Raw genomic sequence first — 20,262 nt, 5'->3', positions numbered from 1 at the left:
TCGATACGGTCGCTTTCGGCGCCAGTATTCCGCTCCGCTAACAAATTGCAATGCGTATCGATGCCGCGCTGCGCCATGCGCGATCCGTTCATAAAATTTTCGTCGTCGCGAAGTGTCGCTTTCGACGCGAACGTGTTGCGGTCGCGAAAAGCGCAGGCTAAATAAATGACATGACACAGGAAAACGCTCTTTCTGATATCTTCCGTATCGCCATCGGCCAGCTCAACCCGACGGTCGGCGATGTCGCAGCCAATCTCGCCAAGGCGCGCGAGGCGCGTATTGACGCGGGCCGGGAGGGCGCGCATCTGCTCGTCCTGACCGAGCTTTTCATCTCCGGCTATCCGCCGGAGGACCTAGTGCTGAAGCCCGCCTTCATCCGTGCCTGCTGGAAGGCGGTCGAGAGCCTGGCTGCGGACACTGCCGATGGCGGACCGGGCGTCATCATCGGTTTTCCCAGGCAGGACGCGACCGGGCGCTACAATTCCGTCGCCGTGCTCGACGGCGGCAAGGTGATTGCGGTGCGCGACAAGATCGACCTGCCGAATTACGGCGAGTTCGACGAGAAGCGGGTCTTCGACCAGGGTGCCATGCCGGGGCCGGTGAATTTCCGCGGCGTGCGCATTGGCATTCCGATCTGCGAGGATATCTGGGGCGATCTCGGCGTCTGCGAGACGCTGGCTGAAAGCGGGGCTGAAATCCTGCTGTCGCCGAACGGTTCGCCCTATTATCGCGGCAAGGTCGATATCCGCCATCAGGTGGTGCTGAAGCAGGTGATCGAGACCGGGCTGCCGCTGATCTATGCCGCCCAGCTCGGTGGCCAGGATGAACTCGTCTTCGACGGCGCGAGCTTCGCCTTCAATGCCGACAAGTCGCTCGCCTTCCAGATGAGCCAGTTCGAAACAGCGCTGGCGGTGACGACATGGAAGCGCGGCGACAGCGGCTGGCACTGTGCCGAAGGGCCGATGGCGCATATTCCAGAGCGCGAGGAAGCCGATTACCGCGCCTGCCTGCTCGGCTTCCGCGACTACGTCAACAAGAACGGCTTCAAAACCGTCGTGCTCGGCCTTTCCGGCGGCATCGACTCGGCGATCTGCGCCGCGATCGCCGTCGATGCACTTGGCGAAGAACGGGTGCGCACCGTCATGCTGCCTTACCGCTACACCTCCGAGGATTCGCTGAAGGACGCGGCCGATTGCGCCAAGGCGCTCGGCTGCCGTTACGATATCGTGCCGATCGAACAGCCGGTGACGGGTTTCAGCAGCGCGCTCGCCAGCCTTTTCGAAGGCACGGACAGTGGCATTACCGAAGAGAACCTGCAAAGCCGGGCGCGGGGCGTCATCCTGATGGCAATCTCTAACAAGTTCGGCTCGATGGTGGTGACGACGGGCAACAAGTCGGAAATGTCGGTCGGCTACGCCACGCTCTACGGCGACATGAACGGCGGCTTCAATCCGATTAAGGATCTCTATAAGATGCAGGTCTATGCGCTTTCCCGCTGGCGCAACGAAAACGTACCGCCGGGTGCGCTAGGGCCGTCGGGCGAGGTGATCCCGCAGAATATCATCGACAAGGCGCCTTCGGCCGAGCTTCGTCCCGACCAGAAGGACCAGGATTCGCTGCCGCCCTATCCCGTTCTCGACGATATTCTCGAATGCCTGGTGGAGAAGGAAATGGCGGTCGAGGAGATCGTCGCGCGCAGCCATGATGTTGCGACCGTCCACCGGGTCGAGCATCTGCTCTATCTCGCCGAATACAAGCGGCGGCAATCGGCGCCGGGGGTAAAGATCACCAAGAAGAATTTCGGTCGCGACCGGCGCTATCCCATCACCAATCGGTTCCGGGACCGCTGAGACCATAGAAATATCGGGAGGAAACATGCGCAGCTCGGTCGAGATCTACAACGTCAAGACGGGCAGGGCCCGCGAGGTCTGGCAGACGGAGAAACTGGTCGAGGCGCCAAATTTCTCGCCCGATGGTTCCTACCTGCTCTTGAACGGCGACGGGTTGCTCTACCGGTTGCCGCTCGATGGCGGCGAGATGGTCAGGGTCGATACCGGCTTTGCCGTCAACTGCAACAATGATCACGGCATTTCGCCCGACGGGACGAAGATTGTCATCTCCGACAAGACCGAATTCGGCAAGTCGGCGATCTATACCTTGCCGATCGAAGGCGGCACGCCGCGGCTTGTCACTCAGAACCTGCCGTCCTACTGGCATGGCTGGTCGCCGGATGGGCGCCAGCTTGCCTATTGCGGCATCCGCGACGACGTCTTCGATATCTACACCATCTCCGTCGACGGCGGTGCCGAGACGCGGCTGACGCATGGCGAAGGCCGCAATGACGGGCCGGATTATTCCGCCGACGGGCAATGGATCTATTTCAATTCCAGCCGCACCGGGCTGATGCAGATCTGGCGCATCCACCCCGACGGCACCGGGCTCGAGCAGGTGACCTCCGACAATCAGGGCAACTGGTTCGCTCATCCGTCGCCTTCGAATGACAAGGTGTTGATCCTCTCCTACGACCCCTCGGTTTTCGACCATCCGCGCGATCTCGACGTGCGGCTGCGGCTGATGGATATGGACGGCGGCAATCTGAAGACGCTGTTCGAGCTCTTCGGGGGGCAGGGCACAATCAACGTGCCCTGCTGGTCTCCTGATGGCGAAGAATTGGCCTATGTCCGCTATTTTCCGGCTGACTAGGTCCGGCGCCGCTCGCGGGCTGATTTTCCCAGATCTTCCAGCACCGCGACCGACATATCCCAGTCGATGCAGCCATCGGTGATGGACTGGCCATAGACCAGCGGCTTGCCGGGAACGAGGTCCTGGCGGCCGGCGACGAGGTTGCTTTCGATCATCATGCCCTTGATGTCGCTGTTGCCGGCGGCAATCTGCGCGGCCACGGATTTGACGACGAGCGGCTGGTTCATCGGATCCTTGCCGCTGTTGGCATGGCTGGCATCGATGAGGATGCGCGGGGCGACACTGAGCTTGATGGCTTCGCCGGTGACCGCTTCGACATCGGCCGCTTCATAGTTCGGCCGCTTGCCGCCGCGTAAGATTATGTGGCAGTCGTCATTGCCAGTCGTCGAGGCAATTGCTGCCTGGCCGTCCTTGGTGACGGCCGGGAAGTGATGCGGCTGCGAGGCTGCGAGGATGGCATCCAGCGCGACGCGAACGCCGCCATCGGTGCCGTTCTTGAAGCCGATCGGGCAGGAAAGGCCGGAGGCAAGCTGACGATGGACCTGGCTTTCGGTCGTGCGCGCGCCGATCGCACCCCAACTGACGAGATCGGCAATATATTGCGGCGTGATCGTGTCGAGGAATTCGACGCCGGCCGGAAGGCCCATCGCATTGATATCGAGCAGCAGGCGTCTCGCAATCCTCAACCCTTCCTCGATCCGGTAGCTGCCGTCGAGATGCGGGTCGTTCATCAGGCCCTTCCAGCCGACGGTCGTGCGAGGCTTTTCGAAATAGACGCGCATGACAATCTCGAGATCGTCGGCGAAGCGGCGTCGCTGTTCCTCCAGCCGTGCGGCATATTCCCGAGCCGCAACGGGGTCATGGATGGAGCAGGGGCCGATGACGACGATCAGGCGATCGTCTTCGCCCTGGAGGATCTTATGGATCGCATCACGGTTGCTGGTCACGGTGTCCGTGACAGTAGCATTGCGGTGAATTTCCGCGATGATATCGGCAGGTTTGGTGAGTGGGGTGATCTCGACGATACGCAGATCATCAATGGTATCAGACACGGTATGGCTCCTGTTTGGTCATACCGTGCGGAACAAAAAAGCCGCCAGGTAGACTAGCGGCTGTTCGGGTTGTCGTCGCGTCGAATTCAGTTACGCATGGACCCGCATCCGCTGAGAGCAGCGGTACCAATAAAATCCCAAGGCGTTGATTGATGTGATCGACATGGGGCGTATGTAGCGCCACGCCTGTGTGATGTCACGTAGAATTTTCTGTCTGAAAATCCAGCGCTCCGGGGGACGGCAACGGCTTCTACGGAGGGATACCCCGGCGAGGCAAGAAGCGCGTCGCGCTCGATCTCGTGCATGCGACGCGCTCTAAGCTTTGTTTAAACCTGTCGCTCTAAAGATGCTCTCGGGCGACGGTCATTCGCACTGTTCTAGAAAACGCAGTTCCTGAGATCACAGGGCGTCGACGTTCACGCCGACGGTGATGGCGCCGATCGGCGTTCCCGTGTCGTCTGATATCGTGACGCTTGCCTGCGACTGGAGCGTCTGGGTCGATTCATCCTTTTCGATCTCATCGACGAAGACGGCGTCCTTGCCGGCTCCGAAGGACTTCTGGAACTTGCCCTCATCGCCCTGCCAGTAATCGGATGTGGTGTCGCTTTGACCGACATTCAGCCCCTTTGCGTCCATGACGAAGATCTCGGTGATCTTGCCGCCAGAAGCTTCCTTCTTGCCCTGAAGGAATTTCGACAGCGCATTGTTGAGCACGCCGTCGATCATGGCGTGGTCGGAGCCATCGACTTCGGCACGCCACTTCTTGTCGAGGGCGTCGATATCGGCAGCGCTGAGATTGGCGTTGGCAGCATTCTGCGCCTTGACGGCCTCGATGATGGCAGGGTCGTTCAGCCAGGGCTTTACGTCGCTCGTCACGTAGTCGGAGATCGGGGCAAGCTTGGCATCCTGTGCCAGGGATACGCCCATCGGCATGGCAAATGCGGTGCAGGCCGAAAGAAATGCGGGCACGAGTTTCTTCATAACTGTTTCCTTCCTGATTATAGGTTGTTGAGAACTAAGGCTTATCGGGCGAAGACGACGTCAGAACTCCTCCCAGGCCCCGGGAGCAGCGGCAACGGCGGCATTTCCTGCATGCCGCTGCACGAAGGCTCTCGGCTCGGGACGAGATTGGCGGGTGGGTTGAACGGCTTTGGGCTGGCTTGCCGCAGACGCGCCGACGATGAACCTGCCGGCCGAGTCCTGCAGCAGGCGTCCTTGCGACAGCAGTTCGTGGCAGGCTGCGTTGGTTTCCTCGACCATTGCCGCGTTCTGCTGTGTCGTCTGATCCATCTGGTTGATCGCGCTGTTGATTTCCTGCAGGCCCGTCGCCTGTTCGCGATAGGATTGGACGATGGAAGCGATGCTGTCGCTGATGCGGTTGATCTGCTCCTCAATCTTCAGGAGGGCATCGCCGGTCTGGTTCACCAGCCCGACGCCCGCAGCAACTTCGTCGCCCGACACATTGATCAGGTTCTTGATTTCCTTGGCTGCATTTGCAGACCGCTGGGCGAGCTCACGCACTTCCTGCGCGACAACCGCAAAACCCTTGCCGGCTTCGCCGGCGCGCGCCGCCTCGACGCCGGCGTTCAGCGCCAGCAGGTTCGTCTGGAAGGCGATTTCGTCGATGACGCCGATAATGCGGCCGATCTGGCTCGACGAGGTTTGAATCCGGTCCATCGCCCCGATCGCATCACGCACCACCGTCGCCGAGACATGGGCGCTCCGCTTTGTCTCCTCGACCAACTGCCCGGCATTTTCAGCCCGTTGCGACGATGTTCTGACCGTCGTGGTCACCTCATCCAATGCGGCGGCGGTCTGTTCCAATGCTGCTGCCTGTTGCTCGGTCCGCCTGGCGAGTTGATCTGCGGAGGTCGCCAGCTCGCTCGAGCCGGTTTCAACCGCCACGGAAGCGGTCTTGATCTCTGTCAGAGCGGCCGCGACCGCATCGACCATGTTGTTGAAATCCTGCCGCAATTTATCGAATTCGGGACCGACATCGGCCAGGTGTATCGAGAAGTCGCCGGCGGCGAGCCCTTCCAATGCATTTGCGAGAGCGTTCATGACCAGCCGTTGCGTGTTGCTGGCCTCTTCGGTCAACAATGCGTTGCGCGCCCGTTCGGCGTCGAGCGAAGCACTCTGCTCGGCAGCGGCCTGCTCTCTCTCGACCTTCGCAATCGCCTCGTGACGGAAAACTTCCAATGCACGCGCCAGAAAGCCGATCTCGTCGCCATTTTCCCTGTAGGTGACGGGAGAGACCAGATCGCCATTCTGCAACGCGCTAATTCGTTCGCTGATCACCCTGATGGGCCGGCCGACCAGGCTGCGCATGGCGAGAAGGAAGGCAACGACGGCCATGGCGGTGATCGCGGACTGCGTGAGCAACGAAATGAGAACTTTCTGCCTGACTTCGGAAGCGATTTTTTCGACAGACCAGTTCGTGACGATGTAGCCGGTGGCCTTGCCTGCCTTATCCAGCGGAAGCGGCGCGATGATCGTGACCACGCCGGCGGATGTTCCGCTATCATCGACAGTCGTCTTTTCCGGTTTCGCGCTGAGACGCTTCGCCAGATCGGCGGGTGCAGGCAAACCGTTGATGCCGTCGCGTGTCCACGTATCGACTGATGCCGGTTCCGCGTTGAATGCGGCAAACTGTACAAGATCGAGCGAGGGGTCGTCGCGGTAGAGCGAATAAGCCTCGCGAACGGCGTTCGCCTTCCCCCATTTCACGCCGCCGGCGGCCAGAGATGCAAACTGCTCCGCATCCTTGGACCAGTTCGCCTTGGCGCCATCGATCAACGCCCGGGTTTCGTACATCCAGGTATAGGTGGCGAAAGCGGAAATGCCGCAGAGGTTTACGGCAACGATAATCGCCGCCAGCTTGGCTGTCAGAGGCATCGTTTTCAAAAAATGGAACATTCCGCGGCGGCCTAGAATTGCGGCTCAGTCGGACATGTTCCCGACTGGCGTATCAATACGGGCATCGACGCTGACGGTCGCATCACGAGCGCTCATGCCCATGTCCTGATAGCAACCCAAAACGCGCAAACGCAGTGTGTATTTGATGTGTGAATAAATCATAAAGTAGAAAGGAATGCTGAGCACACGCGTGCCATTCGCGCCTGCTCCCGCCGGCGCCGAGCCTTGCGAACCGGTGGGTGTAGCAGGGTTTCCGTGGCGTCAGGGAGATCAGCTATTTTCAGCCACGGCCTCTTCCGGCTCGACGTGCCGGCGCTTGCGGCCGTGCGCCGTCAGTTCAGCGCCAGCATCGTGGGGCAGGCGCAGGAAGGTGATGCAGGCCAGCGCCGAAATCGCCGAGACGCTGAAGAAGGCGATGTGGAAATCCGAGACCAGCAGCCTGCCGTCGTGAAAGCTGCTGGAAATTTCGAGGATGCCGCCGGCGATCGCCACACCCATCGCCATGGAGATACGCTGGGCAACGGCATTGATTGCGGTTGCCTGGCTGCTGTCGGCACCATCGACATCGCCGAAGGCCATGGCGTTGACGCCCGAGAAAGCCATGGAGCGGAACAGGCCGCCGATCAGCAGGCAGGCCATGATCAGGAACAGTGGCGTTTCGGCGGTGAACAGGCCGTTGATGCCGAGGAAGATCGCCGCCAGCAAGGTGGTGAGGGAGATCACCGTGCGGAAGCCGAAGGCATTGAAGGTGCGCGAGGCGGCGAATTTCGAGCCCATGGAGCCGAGCGCGCTGACGAAGGTGACCGAGCCCGATTGCAGCGGCGTCAGGCCGAAGCCGAGCTGGAGCATCAGCGGCATCAGGAAAGGCAGGGCGCCAAGTCCCATGCGGAAATTCGAGGCGCCGAGGATCGCCGCCCGAAACATCGGGTAGCGGAACATCTTCGGATCGAGAAGCGGATAGGGCACGCGGCGCGCATGCAGGAGGTAGAGGAGGCCGGCAAGGATGCCGATCGCAACCGTGACATAACCGTAGACAACGGGCACGGCCGGCAGGCTGATCACCGACAGGCCGAAGACGAAGCCGGAGAAGCCTAGGCCGCAAAGGAAGAAGCCGGGGAAATCCATCGGCCGGGGACTGCGTGGCTCAACCGCCGGCAGGAAACGGGTGACGAGGATGATGCCGAGCACGCCGATCGGGACGTTGATCCAGAAGATCCAGTGCCAGGTGAGGTAGGTTGTGAGGAAGCCGCCGATCGGCGGACCCATGATCGGACCGATCAACGCTGGAATGGTGAGCCAGGCCATGGCATCGACGAGTTCGTGACGCGGCGTTCCCCGGACCAGCAGCAGGCGGCTGACCGGCGTCATCATCGAGCCGCCGGCGCCCTGGATCAGGCGTGAGATGACGAAGGCCGTGATCGAATTGGAAAAGGCGCAGGCGATCGAGCCGATCATGAAAACGAAGATCGCCATGCGGAAGATGTTGCGTGCGCCGAAACGATCGGACATCCAGCCGCTGATCGGGATGAAGATCGCCAGCGCCACGAGATAGCTGGTAACGGCGAGCTTCAGCGCGATCGGCGAGGTGCCGATATCGGCTGCGATCGCCGGTAGGCTGGTGGCGATCACGGTCGAATCCATCTGTTCCATGAACAGGGCGACCGCAAGGATCATGGGCGTGAGGCGGGGCACGGGCAACCAAAGTGCAAAGAGAAAAAGTGCGGCGCCATGGGCGTCGGTCAGGATCGGTTTGTTTCTAAGGCAGCGATGCGCCTCTGTCCATGAAGTCGATGTCGCATGCAACGTGTCGGCGGTATGAGGGCCGGCTTGCCGCCGCCGCGCTTTCCTGAAATAGATGCGCTGTCAGGTGCCCGCCGTCCAGGCGGGAGAATCGGGAATCCGGTGCAAAGCCGGAACGTGCCCAACGCTGTAAGGCCGACGCTTGCCGCTTCATCACGCCACTGGCTTCTCGCCGGGAAGGCTGCGGCAGACGGATGACGCCGAGTCAGAAGACCGGCCTGGCTAGATAGACCGATCCGCGCGGACGGCGGGGCGGTTGCGTTGTTGGGGATTTGACGATGCGACCCTTTGATGAGGATGCCCTTTCAGCGGCGTCCGGTTTTTCCTTGGCCGAACGCGAGGCCGTCTATCATGCGATCATGACGCGACGCGACGTTCGCAGCCAGTTCCTGCCCGATCCCTTGCCGGATGATCTTGTGCAGCGGCTGCTGACGGCAGCCCATCATGCACCCTCCGTCGGCTTCATGCAGCCGTGGAATTTCATTCTGGTGAAAAGCGCAACCGTGCGGGCGCGCGTCCGGGATGCTTTTGCGAGGGCCAACGAGGAGGCGGCGCTGATGTTCGAAGGCGAACGGCGGCAGGTCTACCGCTCGCTCAAGCTTGAAGGCATTGTCGAGGCGCCGCTCGGCATATGCGTGACCTGCGATCCTACCCGCAGCGGCAGCGTCGTGCTGGGGCGCACGCACAATCCCAGGATGGATAGCTATTCCACAGTTTGCGCCATCCAGAATCTCTGGCTTGCGGCGCGGGCGGAAGGGGTCGGGATCGGCTGGGTCAGCATCTTTCATGAAGGCGAGCTGAAGAGCATTCTCGGCATACCCCAGCATGTCGAGGTGGTCGCCTGGCTCTGTGCCGGTTTCGTCGACCGGCTCTATGACGAGCCGGAACTGTCCGTCAAAGGCTGGCGGCAGCGGCTGCCGCTCGATGAACTCGTCTTCCATGATGGATGGGGACTGAACACCTAGAGGTCGTCTTCTTCGGCACCGACAAAGGCGAGGTCACGATTCGCGACATCAAGATGCAACAGAACTTCGCTCGCAGCATGTCGCTCGCCGACGCGATGAACCCCGACAATCTGCTCTGCTACGAAATGAACGGGGCGACCCTGCCTGCCCCCAACGGTTTCCCGCTGCGGCTGATAACTCCGGGCTGGTACGGGATTGCCAACGTCAAGTGGCTGAAGGGCATCGAGGTTCGCGACACCCGCTTCATGAGCCTGCTGATGGGCCGCGACTATGTCACCATCCGGGAGGAAGAGCACAACGGCGAGACCGTGCGGGCCGAGACCTCGGTCGGCCGGGCCTTGCTGAAATCCGCGCCCGCCAAGGTCACGCGCAACGACTCGGGTCACCGGGTCGTCGGCGCAGCCTGGGGTGCACCGATCGACCGGGTCGAACTGAAAATTGATCAAGGGCCCTGGATGCCGGCAGTCATCGATCACAGCGAGGAGGCCGAATACGCCTGGAAGATTTGGTCACTGGATTGGCCAAATCCCTCGCCTGGAGAACACACGGTGACCTCGCGCGCGATCAGTACCGCAGGGCAAATTCAACCGGCGATGGACGATCCCTTGATCGCCAAAAAGCACACATACTGGGAAAGCAATGGCCAGGTGACGCGCCGCATCCGCATCGTTTGAGAAACGTTGCTGCCTCGCACGTCGGCTGCTGAGTGAACGGAACGTTCCACCGAGAACCCCTCGCTTAGGATTGCGACATTTCAGGAGAAAGGCGCTAGCGGCCCTTCCGCTAGTCTGCCCCGTCTTTTTTTGCCCGCTCGATGAATTTCCCGGCGACTGCTTTGCCAAGTGCGGCACCGGCCCGGTTGTCCATTTCATAGTGGATGCCGGCCCAGATGCGGGAATCGCCCGCTTCCTTGCCGACCGTTCGGATGAACTCCGCCTGGTCGGGGAACAGATAGGCAAGCACCTCGCATCGGGCAGTCGACAACGTGGAGTGATTCGACGGATAACTGGGATGGGCCGGCACTGCGAACAGGGGAGTGATGCTCGGGTCAAGCATGTTGGGCCGCAGGTACCAATAAGCGTATTTCCCGTCGTTGCTTGCAATGTAGGCGTCGTAGTAGACCGTTGCGAGCATCGCGTAAGCCCGTGCGGCGCGCGGCGGGTTCGAATCCGTCTTGTCCTCGAACATCCACTTGCTGGCATAGTCATACCAGTCGGTGAACAGGCCGGATGGGCTTTGCCAGTAGAACGCCTTGTAGCTGTTGGGGAATTTTCGCTCAAACTGGCGGACTGCATCCGTCTCGGCCTTCACGGCCGCAGACTTGCAGTCGGGCGGAGTCGGTGGCCTGAATTCATCGGCTGTCTCGAGCAGGATCGGCTTCCAGTTTGGCATGGTTGCATTGGCGGGTTTGTCTCCGACCCACATGCACGGCCCGGTCGGCACGGTGCCGGTCCAGACGGCATCGGAGCCGTCGGCCTTTGCCCGCGCAATCACTTGCTCTGCCACGCGTCGCCCCAGTTCCAGGCCGGCGGATGAATCGCTTGGGAACTGGACACCGGCAAGGACACGCGACTGTGCGGCTTCTTCGGCCATCGCCTGGAACGACGACGCCTCGTCGGGAAAGAAATAGGCAAGAACGGTCGCGGCGGCGGCGGCGGCGGCCGCGTGTTCGGATGGATAAGCGGGACTCCGAGGCGTAGGCAGCGCAGTCGGCAGTGTCGTATCCACCTCGCTCGGGCGGGGGCGATTGTAGAAGTATTTCGACTCCCAAGCCGCGATGGTGGCGTCGTAGACCGCCATCGTCAAATAGGTGTAGACGCGATGCGCATTGGGGATCGTCTGGTTTGCGAGAAGACGGTTGTTGACCAGGTCAATCCATCGATAGCCGGGCGAACCGGCGTCCCAGAATGTGATCTTGGCGGCGACCTGCGCATCGTTCTTTGCGACAAGTTCGCGGACCTGCTCCAACTCGGTTGCAGAAGTATCCGGTGGGGGCGGGACTCGGAAGTCTTTGCCCGACGTGATTACCCACGTCTTCCACATTCCAGCGTTTGGCTCTATCTGATCCGATTGGGCGAAAGCGAAGTTCCCTGACAAAAGGATTAGCGCGCAGGCCCTGCTAAAGCCGCTAAGCATTTTCGACCCCCATAGTTGATCCCCGGCCCAAAGACGGAAGGTTTTCTGTTTTGACGGCCGTCCCATTTTCTATTTTAGCCCGCTCTAATTATACCGCGAAGCGCTGCCAAGTGAAAGGATCAATGAGAGCAGGATCAAGGAGGCCGCTCTAGCCAAGATCGATCCGTATAATGGACAATCGCCTGGCCGGTTCAGGGCTGGCGACAAGCTATTGGCGTTTTTAGACAAACTCTGATCCCTGCCGGAGCTAGGGACATCGCGGTGAGGGCCGCGACGTCCATGCCGACCCCACCAATTATCGAGGAACTTTCAGTAGGCAGGAAAGCGCCAATTGCAGTCATCGGCCTCAGGTCGATGACTGTCTTAGAGGATAGCTTTTCCGTTTATGCAGGTAACGACATTGCCGCCAACCCAAATATCTTCAGATTCGAGCCGGACATGTACCCGCCCTGACCTGCCCAAGACCGTCCCTTGCGCAGCTATGTATGAAGGCGGCGCGAGATTTGCGGAAATGAGCCATTTTGCCAAACCCGCATTTAGGCTACCAGTGACTGGGTCTTCGTAACCAGCGGCGGTGAAGGCGCGGACCTCGAAATCCACACCATCGACGTCCCCCAAACATGGTGCAATCAGGCCTACCCTTAGTCCGGAAATACTCTGGTAGTTCGGACGGACGCGTAGGACATCGTCTCTGCTTTTCAGGAGCAAGGCCATCCAACAGGGACCGTTGTCTACCCAACTCGCATCGACTATCATCTCAGGTGACAGACTTAGACCGCTCATAACTCGTTTCATTAGATCGTTATCGATATGTCCAGTCCTGATCAAATCTGGAGCCAGAAATGAGAGGATATCGCCGTCTCTTCTGATCCGGATCAAACCCGCCTGACATTCCTGGATGACAACTGGCTGCTTTGGCTTTCCGCCCAAGGTCAGCCATGCGTGGCAGCTACCCAAAGTCGGGTGTCCGGCAAAGGGTAGCTCCTGATGCGGCGTGAAAATTCTGACGCGATAATCAGCATCCGGGACCGTCGGCTTTAGGAGGAAGGTCGTCTCGCTTAGATTGGTCCAGTTGGCAAACTTGGCCATCGTTGATGTATCAAGATCGTCCGCATCCACTACCACCGCAAGTGGATTTCCACCCATTCGCTCCGAGGAAAAAACATCAACCTGTTGAAACGATAGCTCTTTAAGATTGCTGTTCATAGCATCTCCTACTGTTCGAATAGCGTGCGCCAATGTCTATACACAAGGGGGCTGCAGAATGCCTTTCGGAGTAACGGATGCAGACAAAGATTTCCGCTTCGGGCATACCCGGTCTTCCAAAGCGTTCAAATTATGCCGAGCTTTTAATCCTTGATTACCGGAAATCTCGGGCTTTAGGGAATGGGCTCGGCATAGTTTCGGACTCGGGATAAATTCCTGACCTTCATATCGATACGCTGAAGGCGAAATCCCGGAATTTCCAATAGATATTCGGCTATCGGTGGCTCACTCGGAGGATAACGGCCCAATGAACATGATCGACTTGAAGGAACGGATCATCGTGATCACAGGCGGTGCGCGCGGCATCGGCTACGCTATCGCAGAGCGCGTCATCCAGTCCGGTGGCAAGGTGGCCATCTGGGACCTGAACGAAAACATGGCGAAGGACAGCGCTTCCGCTCTCGGATCTGGCACGGTCGCTTTCGGCGTCAACGTCGCAGATCCCGTATCAGTGAAAAATGCGGCGGCGGCGACCGAGGAGATTTTTGGCCGTATCGACGGCCTCGTCAATTCCGCCGGGATTACCGGTCCGGTCAAGCCCACGATCGAATACGATTTCGGTGAATGGAAAGACGTCGTCGATGTCTGCCTCACGGGAACCTTCAATTGTTGCCGGCACGTCGTTCCGGTCATGTTAAAGCGCGACTACGGGCGGATTGTGAACATCTCTTCGGTTGCGGGCAAAGAAGGAAATCCGAACATCGCCGCCTACAGCGCAGCGAAAGCTGGTGTGCTGGGCTTCACCAAGTCTCTTGGCAAGGAACTCGCAAAGACAGGAATCGCCGTGAACGCGGTAACGCCAACCACAGCAAAGACACCTATATTGGACGGGCTGACATCCGAGTTTATCGAATATATGCGCGTCCGCATTCCGCGCGACCGTTTTGTTGAACTTCACGAGATCGCTTCGATGGTCGTCTGGCTGCTCTCCGAGGAGAACTCCTTCACGACCGCATCGACGTTCGACCTGAGCGGCGGTCGTACGACCTACTGACCATGCTCAAGCGACCCGCATTCACATCCCGCCGCACGTTCACGTGACATCGCCGTCATCTCATGCGGCCTGGCACAACGCCGCTATTGCTCCATCACCGCAGTTCCAGCTGTTCAATCACTGCTGCTGTTGTGGCTGCGGGCCTGGCGTTGCCGGATTGGCGAGGTCGATCGAGCCCTGATCGCCGGCCAGAAACTGCGGGCCGACCTGACGGACGCGGTTCTGTGTGGGATCGTAGGGGCGCTCGGGAACGGATGGTTGCGGCGCGGCGGCTGCGGCATCCTTCGCCGGGGGATTGGTGCGGATGGTGGTGATCGAGCCCTGCTGCGGCGGTTCGCTTACCGCCTGCTTGCCGCGCATCTCCTCATAATAGGCTGTGAGATTGCAGGCGCAGGAGGATTTTTCCCCGGGCGTGCGGTTCTTGTAGGCAAAGGCATTTTTCATGGCGCTGTAGGGCGTGCCCGTCGCGACCGAGATCATGTTCGAGGCTTCGGTGCTCGTCACGTCACGATAGAACAGTTCGGTCTCGATGCCCGGGCACATCTTGGCGCAGGTCTGAGCATCGCGGCCGAAATCGACCGACGTGGCGTTCGAGCTGATCGGGAAGAAGCCGCCGTCGCAGCTGCGCACGCACATGGTGCTGACCGGCGAGAGCATCTCGGCCCGCGGCAGGCCGTAACGCGGATCGACCTCTTCGCCGCCGCCGAGCGGAATGAAAGTATCGGTGCGTAGCGCCTGTTCCTCGACGCTTGGCGCGGGGTCGGCGGCGCTGCGATCGCTCGGGGCATAGAAGTTTTCGCTGTTGCAGCCATTGCGGTCGAGAGCCGCGACCAGTTCGCGGCGTGCGTCGTCATCGGCGCCGTTCTGGTCGGCCAGTTCGTTGCGGCGGTCCTGGAGATAGTGGATATTGTCGATCATGCGCGCTTCGGACTGCGAAAGTTCGGCGCAATAATCGTCATTCTCGCCGCCGATCACCACCATGCTGCCCGAGGTGCAGCCATTGCTGCGCAGCTCGTTGCGAACCTTGCGCAGCTCGAGGTTCTGCTCGGCCATGGCGCTGGAATATTGGCGGGCTTCCGGGCCGTTGCCATTGCCGATCGATCGCGGCAAGTCGGCAAGGCGACCGCGCAGGTCCTCACAGACGGCGCTGTTTTGCGCGGCGGCAGGCGCCGCAAAGGCAAGGAGAAGGGCAAGAGACAGGTTTCGGCGTTTCACGGCGTCGTCCCGGAATGAGCAAAGAATCGATCGGTCGATTGCGGCCTCGATCGCCGCGCGTTGTCTCTTAACGTGTTTCTCTTAATAAGCTTGGAGAAATTCCTAGCGCATTTTCGCGATCTTATCCAGCAAATGCGGGCGACCCATCTGTGGGGAGAATTTGTTGTGCCGCCAAAAGCGGGACTTTCTTCTTTCAATTTTCCGGGACTTGATTCTTCTTCTCGCTCGCCAGATCAGCTTTCATAGCTACCTCCGCCACTACCCCCCCCAACGAGGGATAGGGAGAACTCCGGTCGCTGCAATGCCGCTTGGCGCCGGGTAGGTTACAGACGGTGCATTCTTTATGATACCGCACTTACCACGCCTCGATCACGGCCAGTGCTTCGATGTTGACGCCGCCGCGGGAGGTGATCAAGACGTGGGATATGGGGCAGGTCGCCGCAAGCCGCAGTGGTCTTGCGGTGGGCGCGGCGAAGGCGAGAAGGACGGCGAAAATGTCAGGTATTTCCAACGAACTTCGCTCCCCTGCTGCGACAGTCGGGATACCCGAAGCCCAACACGGCCTTCACCTCTTCGTGGACGGTTGTTATGAACCCGGTTCCGGGCACGGGGGCTGGGCATTTGTCGCCTATCGTGATGCCGCAGAGATCGCCTCCGGCTTCGGTGGCGTCGAGGATTCCGCCAATAATTCGATGGAATTGACCGCCGTCCTCCGGGCGGCAATCTGGATCAACAGCGGAGCAAGCGGCGAGCCCGCGACTATCTGGTCCGATTCCGTCTATGCCGTCAAAGGCTGCAACAGCCGGCGACATATCTGGAAGAACAACGGCTGGAAGAAAAGCAATCCGAACGGGACTGCCCGAAGCCGAACGATCGCCAATGCGGAATTGTGGAAAGCGGTCGATCTTCAACTATCCCAGAATGGTCTGGTGACCATTGCCTGGTGCAAGGGCCATTCCGGCATTGCCGGCAACGAGCGCGCGGATGCGCTTGCGGATAAAGGGCGTCTGTCGTTACGAGGTGCCTGATATGGCATCAGGACATGTATCGGAGCGGCTTCAAGGGCCGCTCGCACCAGAGGATTTTATCCCGGGCCCCGGCCTGATATCTGCTGCATATCAACCGGCTGCAGATGCTCGGGACAAGCCCGAGCATGACGAAAGGGTGGCCGACTTTGTCAGCAGTCTGAGCCGGCTCAGGCCGGTTGCGATGCCTCGACGACGGCGAGTGCCGCCATATTGACGACGCCGCGGGAGGTGACCGAGGGGGCGAGGATATGGGCGGGCAGGGCGGTGCCGAGCAGGATCGGGCCAACATGCAGACCGTCCGTCATCGACTTTACCACACCCAGTGTGATGTTGGCGGCATCGAGGTTCGGGAATACCAGGAGGTTCGCCTCGTCGTGCAGCGTCGTGTCCGGCATGACGCGCTTGCGCAACGCTTCAGTGATGGCGCTTTCGCCGTGCATCTCACCGTCGACCTCGAGGTCGGGTGCGGCTTCGCGCACGAGCTGCAGCGCATTGCGCATCTTCGTGGCGCTTTCGGATTCACGCGAACCGAAATTGGAATGCGAGACCAGAGCGGCGCGCGGGGTGATGCCGAAACGGCGGATTTCCTCGGCCGCGAGCACCGTCGCCTCGGCGATCTCTTCGGCGTTCGGATTGAAGGTGACGTAGGTGTCGGTGAAGAAGGTGGCGCCGCGCTGCGAGATCATCAGGCTGAGGGCTGAGAAGTCGCGGACATCCTTGCGTTTGCCGATGATCAGGCGGACGTCGCGCAGATGCTTCTCGTAACGGCCTTCCAGGCCGCAGATCAGCGCATCGGCCTCACCGCGTCTCAGCGCCAGCGCGCCGATGACGGTGGTGTTGGTGCGTACGATGGTGCGGGCGGCTTCCGGGATGACGCCGCGGCGGCCGACAAGGGAGAAATAGAGATCGACATATTCGCGGAAGCGCGGATCGTCTTCCGGGTTTATGACCTCGAAATCCTGCAGCGGCCGGATGCGCAGGCCGTAGCGCTTCAGGCGTGTCTCGATGACTTGCGGGCGGCCGATCAGGATCGGTTCGGCAAGGCCTTCCTCGAGCAGCACCTGGGCGGCGCGCAGCACGCGTTCGTCCTCGCCTTCGGAGAAGATGACGCGCTTGCGCTCGGCGGCCTTGGCCGCAGTGAAGATCGGCTTCATGACGAAGCCGGAGCGGAAGACGAAGCGGTTCAGCTGGTCGAGATAGGCGTCGAAATCCTGGATCGGGCGGCGCGCGACGCCGCTCTGTTCGGCGGCCTTTGCGACCGCAGGCGCGATGCGCAGGATCAGGCGCGGATCGAAGGGCGAGGGGATCAGATAATCGGGGCCGAAAACCGGGGTCTCGCCGGAGTAGGCGCGGGCGGCGACATCCGACGGCTCTTCGCGGGCAAGGGCTGCGATGGCGCGTACGGCCGCCATCTTCATTTCCTCATTGATCGTCTCGGCGCCGCAATCGAGCGCGCCGCGGAAGATATAGGGGAAGCAGAGGACGTTGTTGACCTGATTGGCGAAATCCGAGCGGCCGGTGCAGATCATCGCATCGGGGCGGGCAGCACGGGCGAGATCCGGCATGATCTCCGGCGTCGGATTGGCAAGCGCCATGATCAACGGTTTGTCGGCCATCTGCGCCAATAGTTCCGGCTTCAGCACGCCGGCGGCGGAAAGCCCCAGGAAGACGTCGGCGCCGCCGATATTTTCGGCCAGCGTACGCGTGTCGCTCTTCTGGGCATAGATGGATTTCCATTCGTCCATCAGCTCGGTGCGGCCCTCATAGACGAGGCCTTCGAGATCGTGGACCCAGATGTTTTCGCGTTTTGCCCCGAGAATGACAAGCAGGTTGAGGCAGGCGAGGGCGGCGGCACCGGCACCGGAGGCGACGATCTTGATGTCGGCGATGTTCTTGCCGGCGAGTTCCAGCCCGTTCAGGATCGCGGCGGCGACGATGATCGCAGTACCGTGCTGATCGTCGTGGAAAACGGGGATCTTCATCTTCTCGCGCAGGCGCCGCTCGACGTCGAAACATTCCGGCGCCTTGATGTCTTCGAGGTTGATGCCGCCGAAAGTCGGCTCCAGCGAAGCGATGGTCGAGACCATCTGGTCGACACCTGCCGCGTCGATCTCGATATCGAAGACGTCGATGCCGGCGAATTTCTTGAAGAGCACCGCCTTGCCCTCCATAACAGGTTTGGAGGCGAGCGGACCGATATTGCCGAGGCCAAGCACGGCGGTGCCGTTGGAGATGACGGCAACGAGATTGGCGCGCGAGGTATATTCGGCCGCCATTTCGGGATTGTCGCGGATGGCAAGGCAAGGGGCGGCAACGCCGGGCGAATAGGCAAGCGCCAGGTCGCGCTGGTTGCCGAGCGGCTTTGTCGCCTGGATCTCCAGCTTGCCGGGGCGGGGATAGCGGTGGAAGAAAAGCGCCTGTTCGTCGAGATCGCCGCTCGTCAGATTCTTTTCCGTCTTCGATTTTTCCGGGTGATCCATCGCCGCCTCCGTGCACGTCTTTTGGGGAGTTCCCTCCATACATCAATCGGATACGGGCGACAGTATGGAAATGAGGGATGGGAGAAGTTTTCGTGAGATGGGCGGGGGGACCCGCGGGACGACCATTCGACCCTGATGCCAATGGCTAATCCTTTTGGAAAACTTGTTTGACGACCTCAACAGGCGCAGGATGCCGGCTGCGACGGTGCGGGGCGCCGGTCGCATGGAGGAAATCATGGACAATTTGAACCTCACGACCCTGCAAAGGGGGCAGACGATGGTCAATGACGTGGCCATCGATGCTTTTGCCGCCGGATTTCGCGGCAGTCTCCTGACCAGTAAGGACATGGATTACAACGAAGCGCGGACGATCTGGAATGCGATGATCGACCGCCGGCCCGGGCTTATCGCGCGCTGCGCCGGTGCTGCCGATGTGGTGCGGGCGGTGCGGTTTGCACGCGACAATAATCTGCTCGTTTCGGTGCGTGGCGGCGGCCACGGCATCGCCGGCAATGCTGTCTGCGAGGGCGGTATCGTCATCGACCTGTCAGCGATGAAATCGGTGCGGGTCGATCCACAGACCAAGCGCGCCAGGATCGAGCCGGGCGCGACACTCGCCGACGTCGACAAGGAAACGCTGGCCTTCGGGCTGGTGCTGCCGACCGGCATCAATTCCACGACCGGCATCGCCGGCCTGACACTCGGCGGCGGTTTTGGCTGGCTGACCCGCAAATTCGGGCTGACGCTCGATAATCTGCTTTCGGTTGATGTGGTGAAGGCCGATGGCGAGCTGGTCAAGGCGAGCGAAAAAGAAATGCCGGATCTCTTCTGGGCGCTGCGCGGCGGCGGCGGCAATTTCGGCGTCGTGACTTCTTTCGAATTCCAGCTCAACCCTCTCAACACAGAGGTTCTGGCCGGGCTCGTCGTGCATCCCTTCGCCGATGCTGAAAAGGTGCTCAAGGAGTACCGGCAGGCGCTGGAGGCGGCCCCTGACGAACTGACCTGTTGGGTGGTGATGCGTCAGGCGCCGCCGCTGCCGTTCCTTCCGGCCGAATGGCACGGCAAGGAGATCGTGGTGCTGGCCATGTGCTATTGCGGAGACATTGCGGCGGGCGAAAAGGCAACGGCCAGATTGCGCGCGATCGGAAATCCGATTGCCGACGTCGTCGGCCCAGTGCCGTTCACCGGCTGGCAACAGGCATTCGACCCGCTGCTCACGCCCGGTGCGCGCAATTATTGGAAGAGCCAGGATTTCGCCTCTCTCTCGGATGCGGCGATCGACGTCCTGCTCAACGCCGTGCGCAAGCTGCCCGGACCGGAGTGCGAGATCTTCATCGGCCATGTCGGTGGTGCCGCTGGCCGCGTACCCACCGAGGCGACCGCATTTCCGCAACGAAGCTCGCATTTCGTCATGAATGTGCATGCGCGCTGGCGGGAAGCCGGGATGGATGGAAGCTGTATCGGTTGGGCGCGGGAACTCTTCGAGGCAACCAAGCCGCATTCGGTCGGCACCGCCTACATCAACTTCATGCCGGAAGACGAGGTCGATCGGGTCGAAAGTGCTTACGGCGCCAACTACGGTCGCCTTGCCGAAATCAAGCGGCGTTACGATCCGAACAATCTGTTCCGGATGAATCAGAACGTGAAACCGATGGCGGCGGTGCGAGCTGCCTAGCCCGACCATCCCCGCGCTCGGGTGATAAACTC

Annotated in this window: 15 protein-coding genes, 1 pseudogene and 1 riboswitch; of the genes and pseudogenes, 7 read left to right on the top strand and 9 right to left on the bottom strand. The window is 60.7% G+C overall.

Annotated features, from left to right (window positions below; translation table 11 throughout):
- Positions 1-170 precede the first annotated feature (170 nt).
- Together AB8B31_RS11295 and AB8B31_RS11290 are read left to right on the top strand one after the other, a co-directional pair.
- Positions 171-1,850, top strand: coding sequence for an NAD+ synthase (locus AB8B31_RS11295; protein WP_028733022.1), 1,680 nt, complete (start codon positions 171-173; stop codon positions 1,848-1,850).
- A gap of 25 nt (positions 1,851-1,875) precedes the next feature.
- Entirely contained in the window at positions 1,876-2,703 is an 828-nt protein-coding gene (locus AB8B31_RS11290) for a TolB family protein (protein WP_028733021.1), read from the top strand.
- Here the strand turns inward: AB8B31_RS11290 and AB8B31_RS11285 are convergent.
- The 4 genes from AB8B31_RS11285 to AB8B31_RS11270 form a co-directional block, all read right to left on the bottom strand.
- Positions 2,700-3,755 carry a 3-deoxy-7-phosphoheptulonate synthase gene (locus tag AB8B31_RS11285; RefSeq protein ID WP_028733020.1) on the bottom strand — a complete coding sequence of 352 codons (1,056 nt, stop codon included), beginning with the start codon at positions 3,753-3,755 and terminating at the stop codon, positions 2,700-2,702. The two genes, AB8B31_RS11290 and AB8B31_RS11285, sit on opposite strands and share 4 nt — an antisense overlap.
- Before the next feature lie 399 nt (positions 3,756-4,154).
- Positions 4,155-4,736: a hypothetical protein gene (locus AB8B31_RS11280; protein WP_028733019.1), complete on the bottom strand. Its 582-nt coding sequence runs from the start codon at positions 4,734-4,736 to the stop codon at positions 4,155-4,157.
- A 60-nt stretch (positions 4,737-4,796) separates the two neighbouring features.
- Complete coding sequence (locus AB8B31_RS11275; protein WP_028733018.1) at positions 4,797-6,671, bottom strand: methyl-accepting chemotaxis protein; 1,875 nt, start codon at positions 6,669-6,671, stop codon at positions 4,797-4,799.
- A 270-nt stretch (positions 6,672-6,941) separates the two neighbouring features.
- On the bottom strand, positions 6,942-8,345 hold the full coding sequence (locus AB8B31_RS11270) for an MFS transporter (RefSeq protein ID WP_028733017.1): 1,404 nt from the start codon (positions 8,343-8,345) through the stop codon (positions 6,942-6,944).
- Between the two features lie 174 nt (positions 8,346-8,519).
- Positions 8,520-8,707: riboswitch (cobalamin riboswitch) on the top strand.
- A gap of 42 nt (positions 8,708-8,749) precedes the next feature.
- Here AB8B31_RS11270 and bluB point away from each other — a divergent pair.
- Together bluB and AB8B31_RS11260 are read left to right on the top strand one after the other, a co-directional pair.
- The gene (bluB, locus tag AB8B31_RS11265) at positions 8,750-9,436 is read left to right on the top strand and encodes a 5,6-dimethylbenzimidazole synthase (RefSeq protein ID WP_028733016.1); all 687 of its coding nucleotides are present in this window, start codon (positions 8,750-8,752) and stop codon (positions 9,434-9,436) included.
- Positions 9,433-10,110 (top strand): annotated as a pseudogene (locus AB8B31_RS11260) (molybdopterin-dependent oxidoreductase); the annotation flags it as partial. The gene bluB and the pseudogene AB8B31_RS11260, both read left to right, overlap by 4 nt.
- A 109-nt stretch (positions 10,111-10,219) precedes the next feature.
- Here the strand turns inward: AB8B31_RS11260 and AB8B31_RS11255 are convergent.
- Together AB8B31_RS11255 and AB8B31_RS11250 are read right to left on the bottom strand one after the other, a co-directional pair.
- Complete coding sequence (locus AB8B31_RS11255) at positions 10,220-11,404, bottom strand: phosphatase PAP2 family protein (protein ID WP_018242252.1); 1,185 nt, start codon at positions 11,402-11,404, stop codon at positions 10,220-10,222.
- Between the two features lie 531 nt (positions 11,405-11,935).
- On the bottom strand, positions 11,936-12,778 hold the full coding sequence (locus AB8B31_RS11250; RefSeq protein WP_131702684.1) for a PhzF family phenazine biosynthesis protein: 843 nt from the start codon (positions 12,776-12,778) through the stop codon (positions 11,936-11,938).
- Between the two features lie 307 nt (positions 12,779-13,085).
- On the opposite strand from AB8B31_RS11250, the gene AB8B31_RS11245 reads away from it, so the two are divergent.
- Positions 13,086-13,832: an SDR family NAD(P)-dependent oxidoreductase gene (locus AB8B31_RS11245; RefSeq protein WP_018242250.1), complete on the top strand. Its 747-nt coding sequence runs from the start codon at positions 13,086-13,088 to the stop codon at positions 13,830-13,832.
- 117 nt (positions 13,833-13,949) lie between these two features.
- On the opposite strand, the gene AB8B31_RS11240 is transcribed toward AB8B31_RS11245, so the two are convergent.
- Both AB8B31_RS11240 and AB8B31_RS11235 read right to left on the bottom strand, forming a co-directional pair.
- A complete protein-coding gene (locus tag AB8B31_RS11240) occupies positions 13,950-15,047 on the bottom strand; it encodes a DUF2865 domain-containing protein (RefSeq protein ID WP_028733013.1) in 1,098 nt (365 codons plus the stop codon).
- A 355-nt stretch (positions 15,048-15,402) separates the two neighbouring features.
- Positions 15,403-15,558: a hypothetical protein gene (locus tag AB8B31_RS11235; protein WP_162804580.1), complete on the bottom strand. Its 156-nt coding sequence runs from the start codon at positions 15,556-15,558 to the stop codon at positions 15,403-15,405.
- Here AB8B31_RS11235 and AB8B31_RS11230 point away from each other — a divergent pair.
- Positions 15,542-16,075 carry a ribonuclease H family protein gene (locus AB8B31_RS11230; protein WP_028733012.1) on the top strand — a complete coding sequence of 178 codons (534 nt, stop codon included), beginning with the start codon at positions 15,542-15,544 and terminating at the stop codon, positions 16,073-16,075. The two genes, AB8B31_RS11235 and AB8B31_RS11230, sit on opposite strands and share 17 nt — an antisense overlap.
- A 167-nt stretch (positions 16,076-16,242) precedes the next feature.
- On the opposite strand, the gene AB8B31_RS11225 is transcribed toward AB8B31_RS11230, so the two are convergent.
- Complete coding sequence (locus tag AB8B31_RS11225) at positions 16,243-18,555, bottom strand: NADP-dependent malic enzyme (protein ID WP_018445155.1); 2,313 nt, start codon at positions 18,553-18,555, stop codon at positions 16,243-16,245.
- A 235-nt stretch (positions 18,556-18,790) separates the two neighbouring features.
- Here AB8B31_RS11225 and AB8B31_RS11220 point away from each other — a divergent pair, with 235 nt between their 5' ends.
- A complete protein-coding gene (locus AB8B31_RS11220; protein ID WP_028733011.1) occupies positions 18,791-20,230 on the top strand; it encodes an FAD-binding oxidoreductase in 1,440 nt (479 codons plus the stop codon).
- Positions 20,231-20,262 lie beyond the last annotated feature (32 nt).

Origin of the sequence: Rhizobium sp. 62_C5_N11_2 (assembly GCF_051811185.1) — a bacterium.
GTDB lineage: Bacteria > Pseudomonadota > Alphaproteobacteria > Rhizobiales > Rhizobiaceae > Rhizobium > Rhizobium leguminosarum.
The sequence above is the reverse complement of the archived record's forward strand: the minus strand, read 5'-3'. Positions and strand labels throughout refer to the sequence as shown.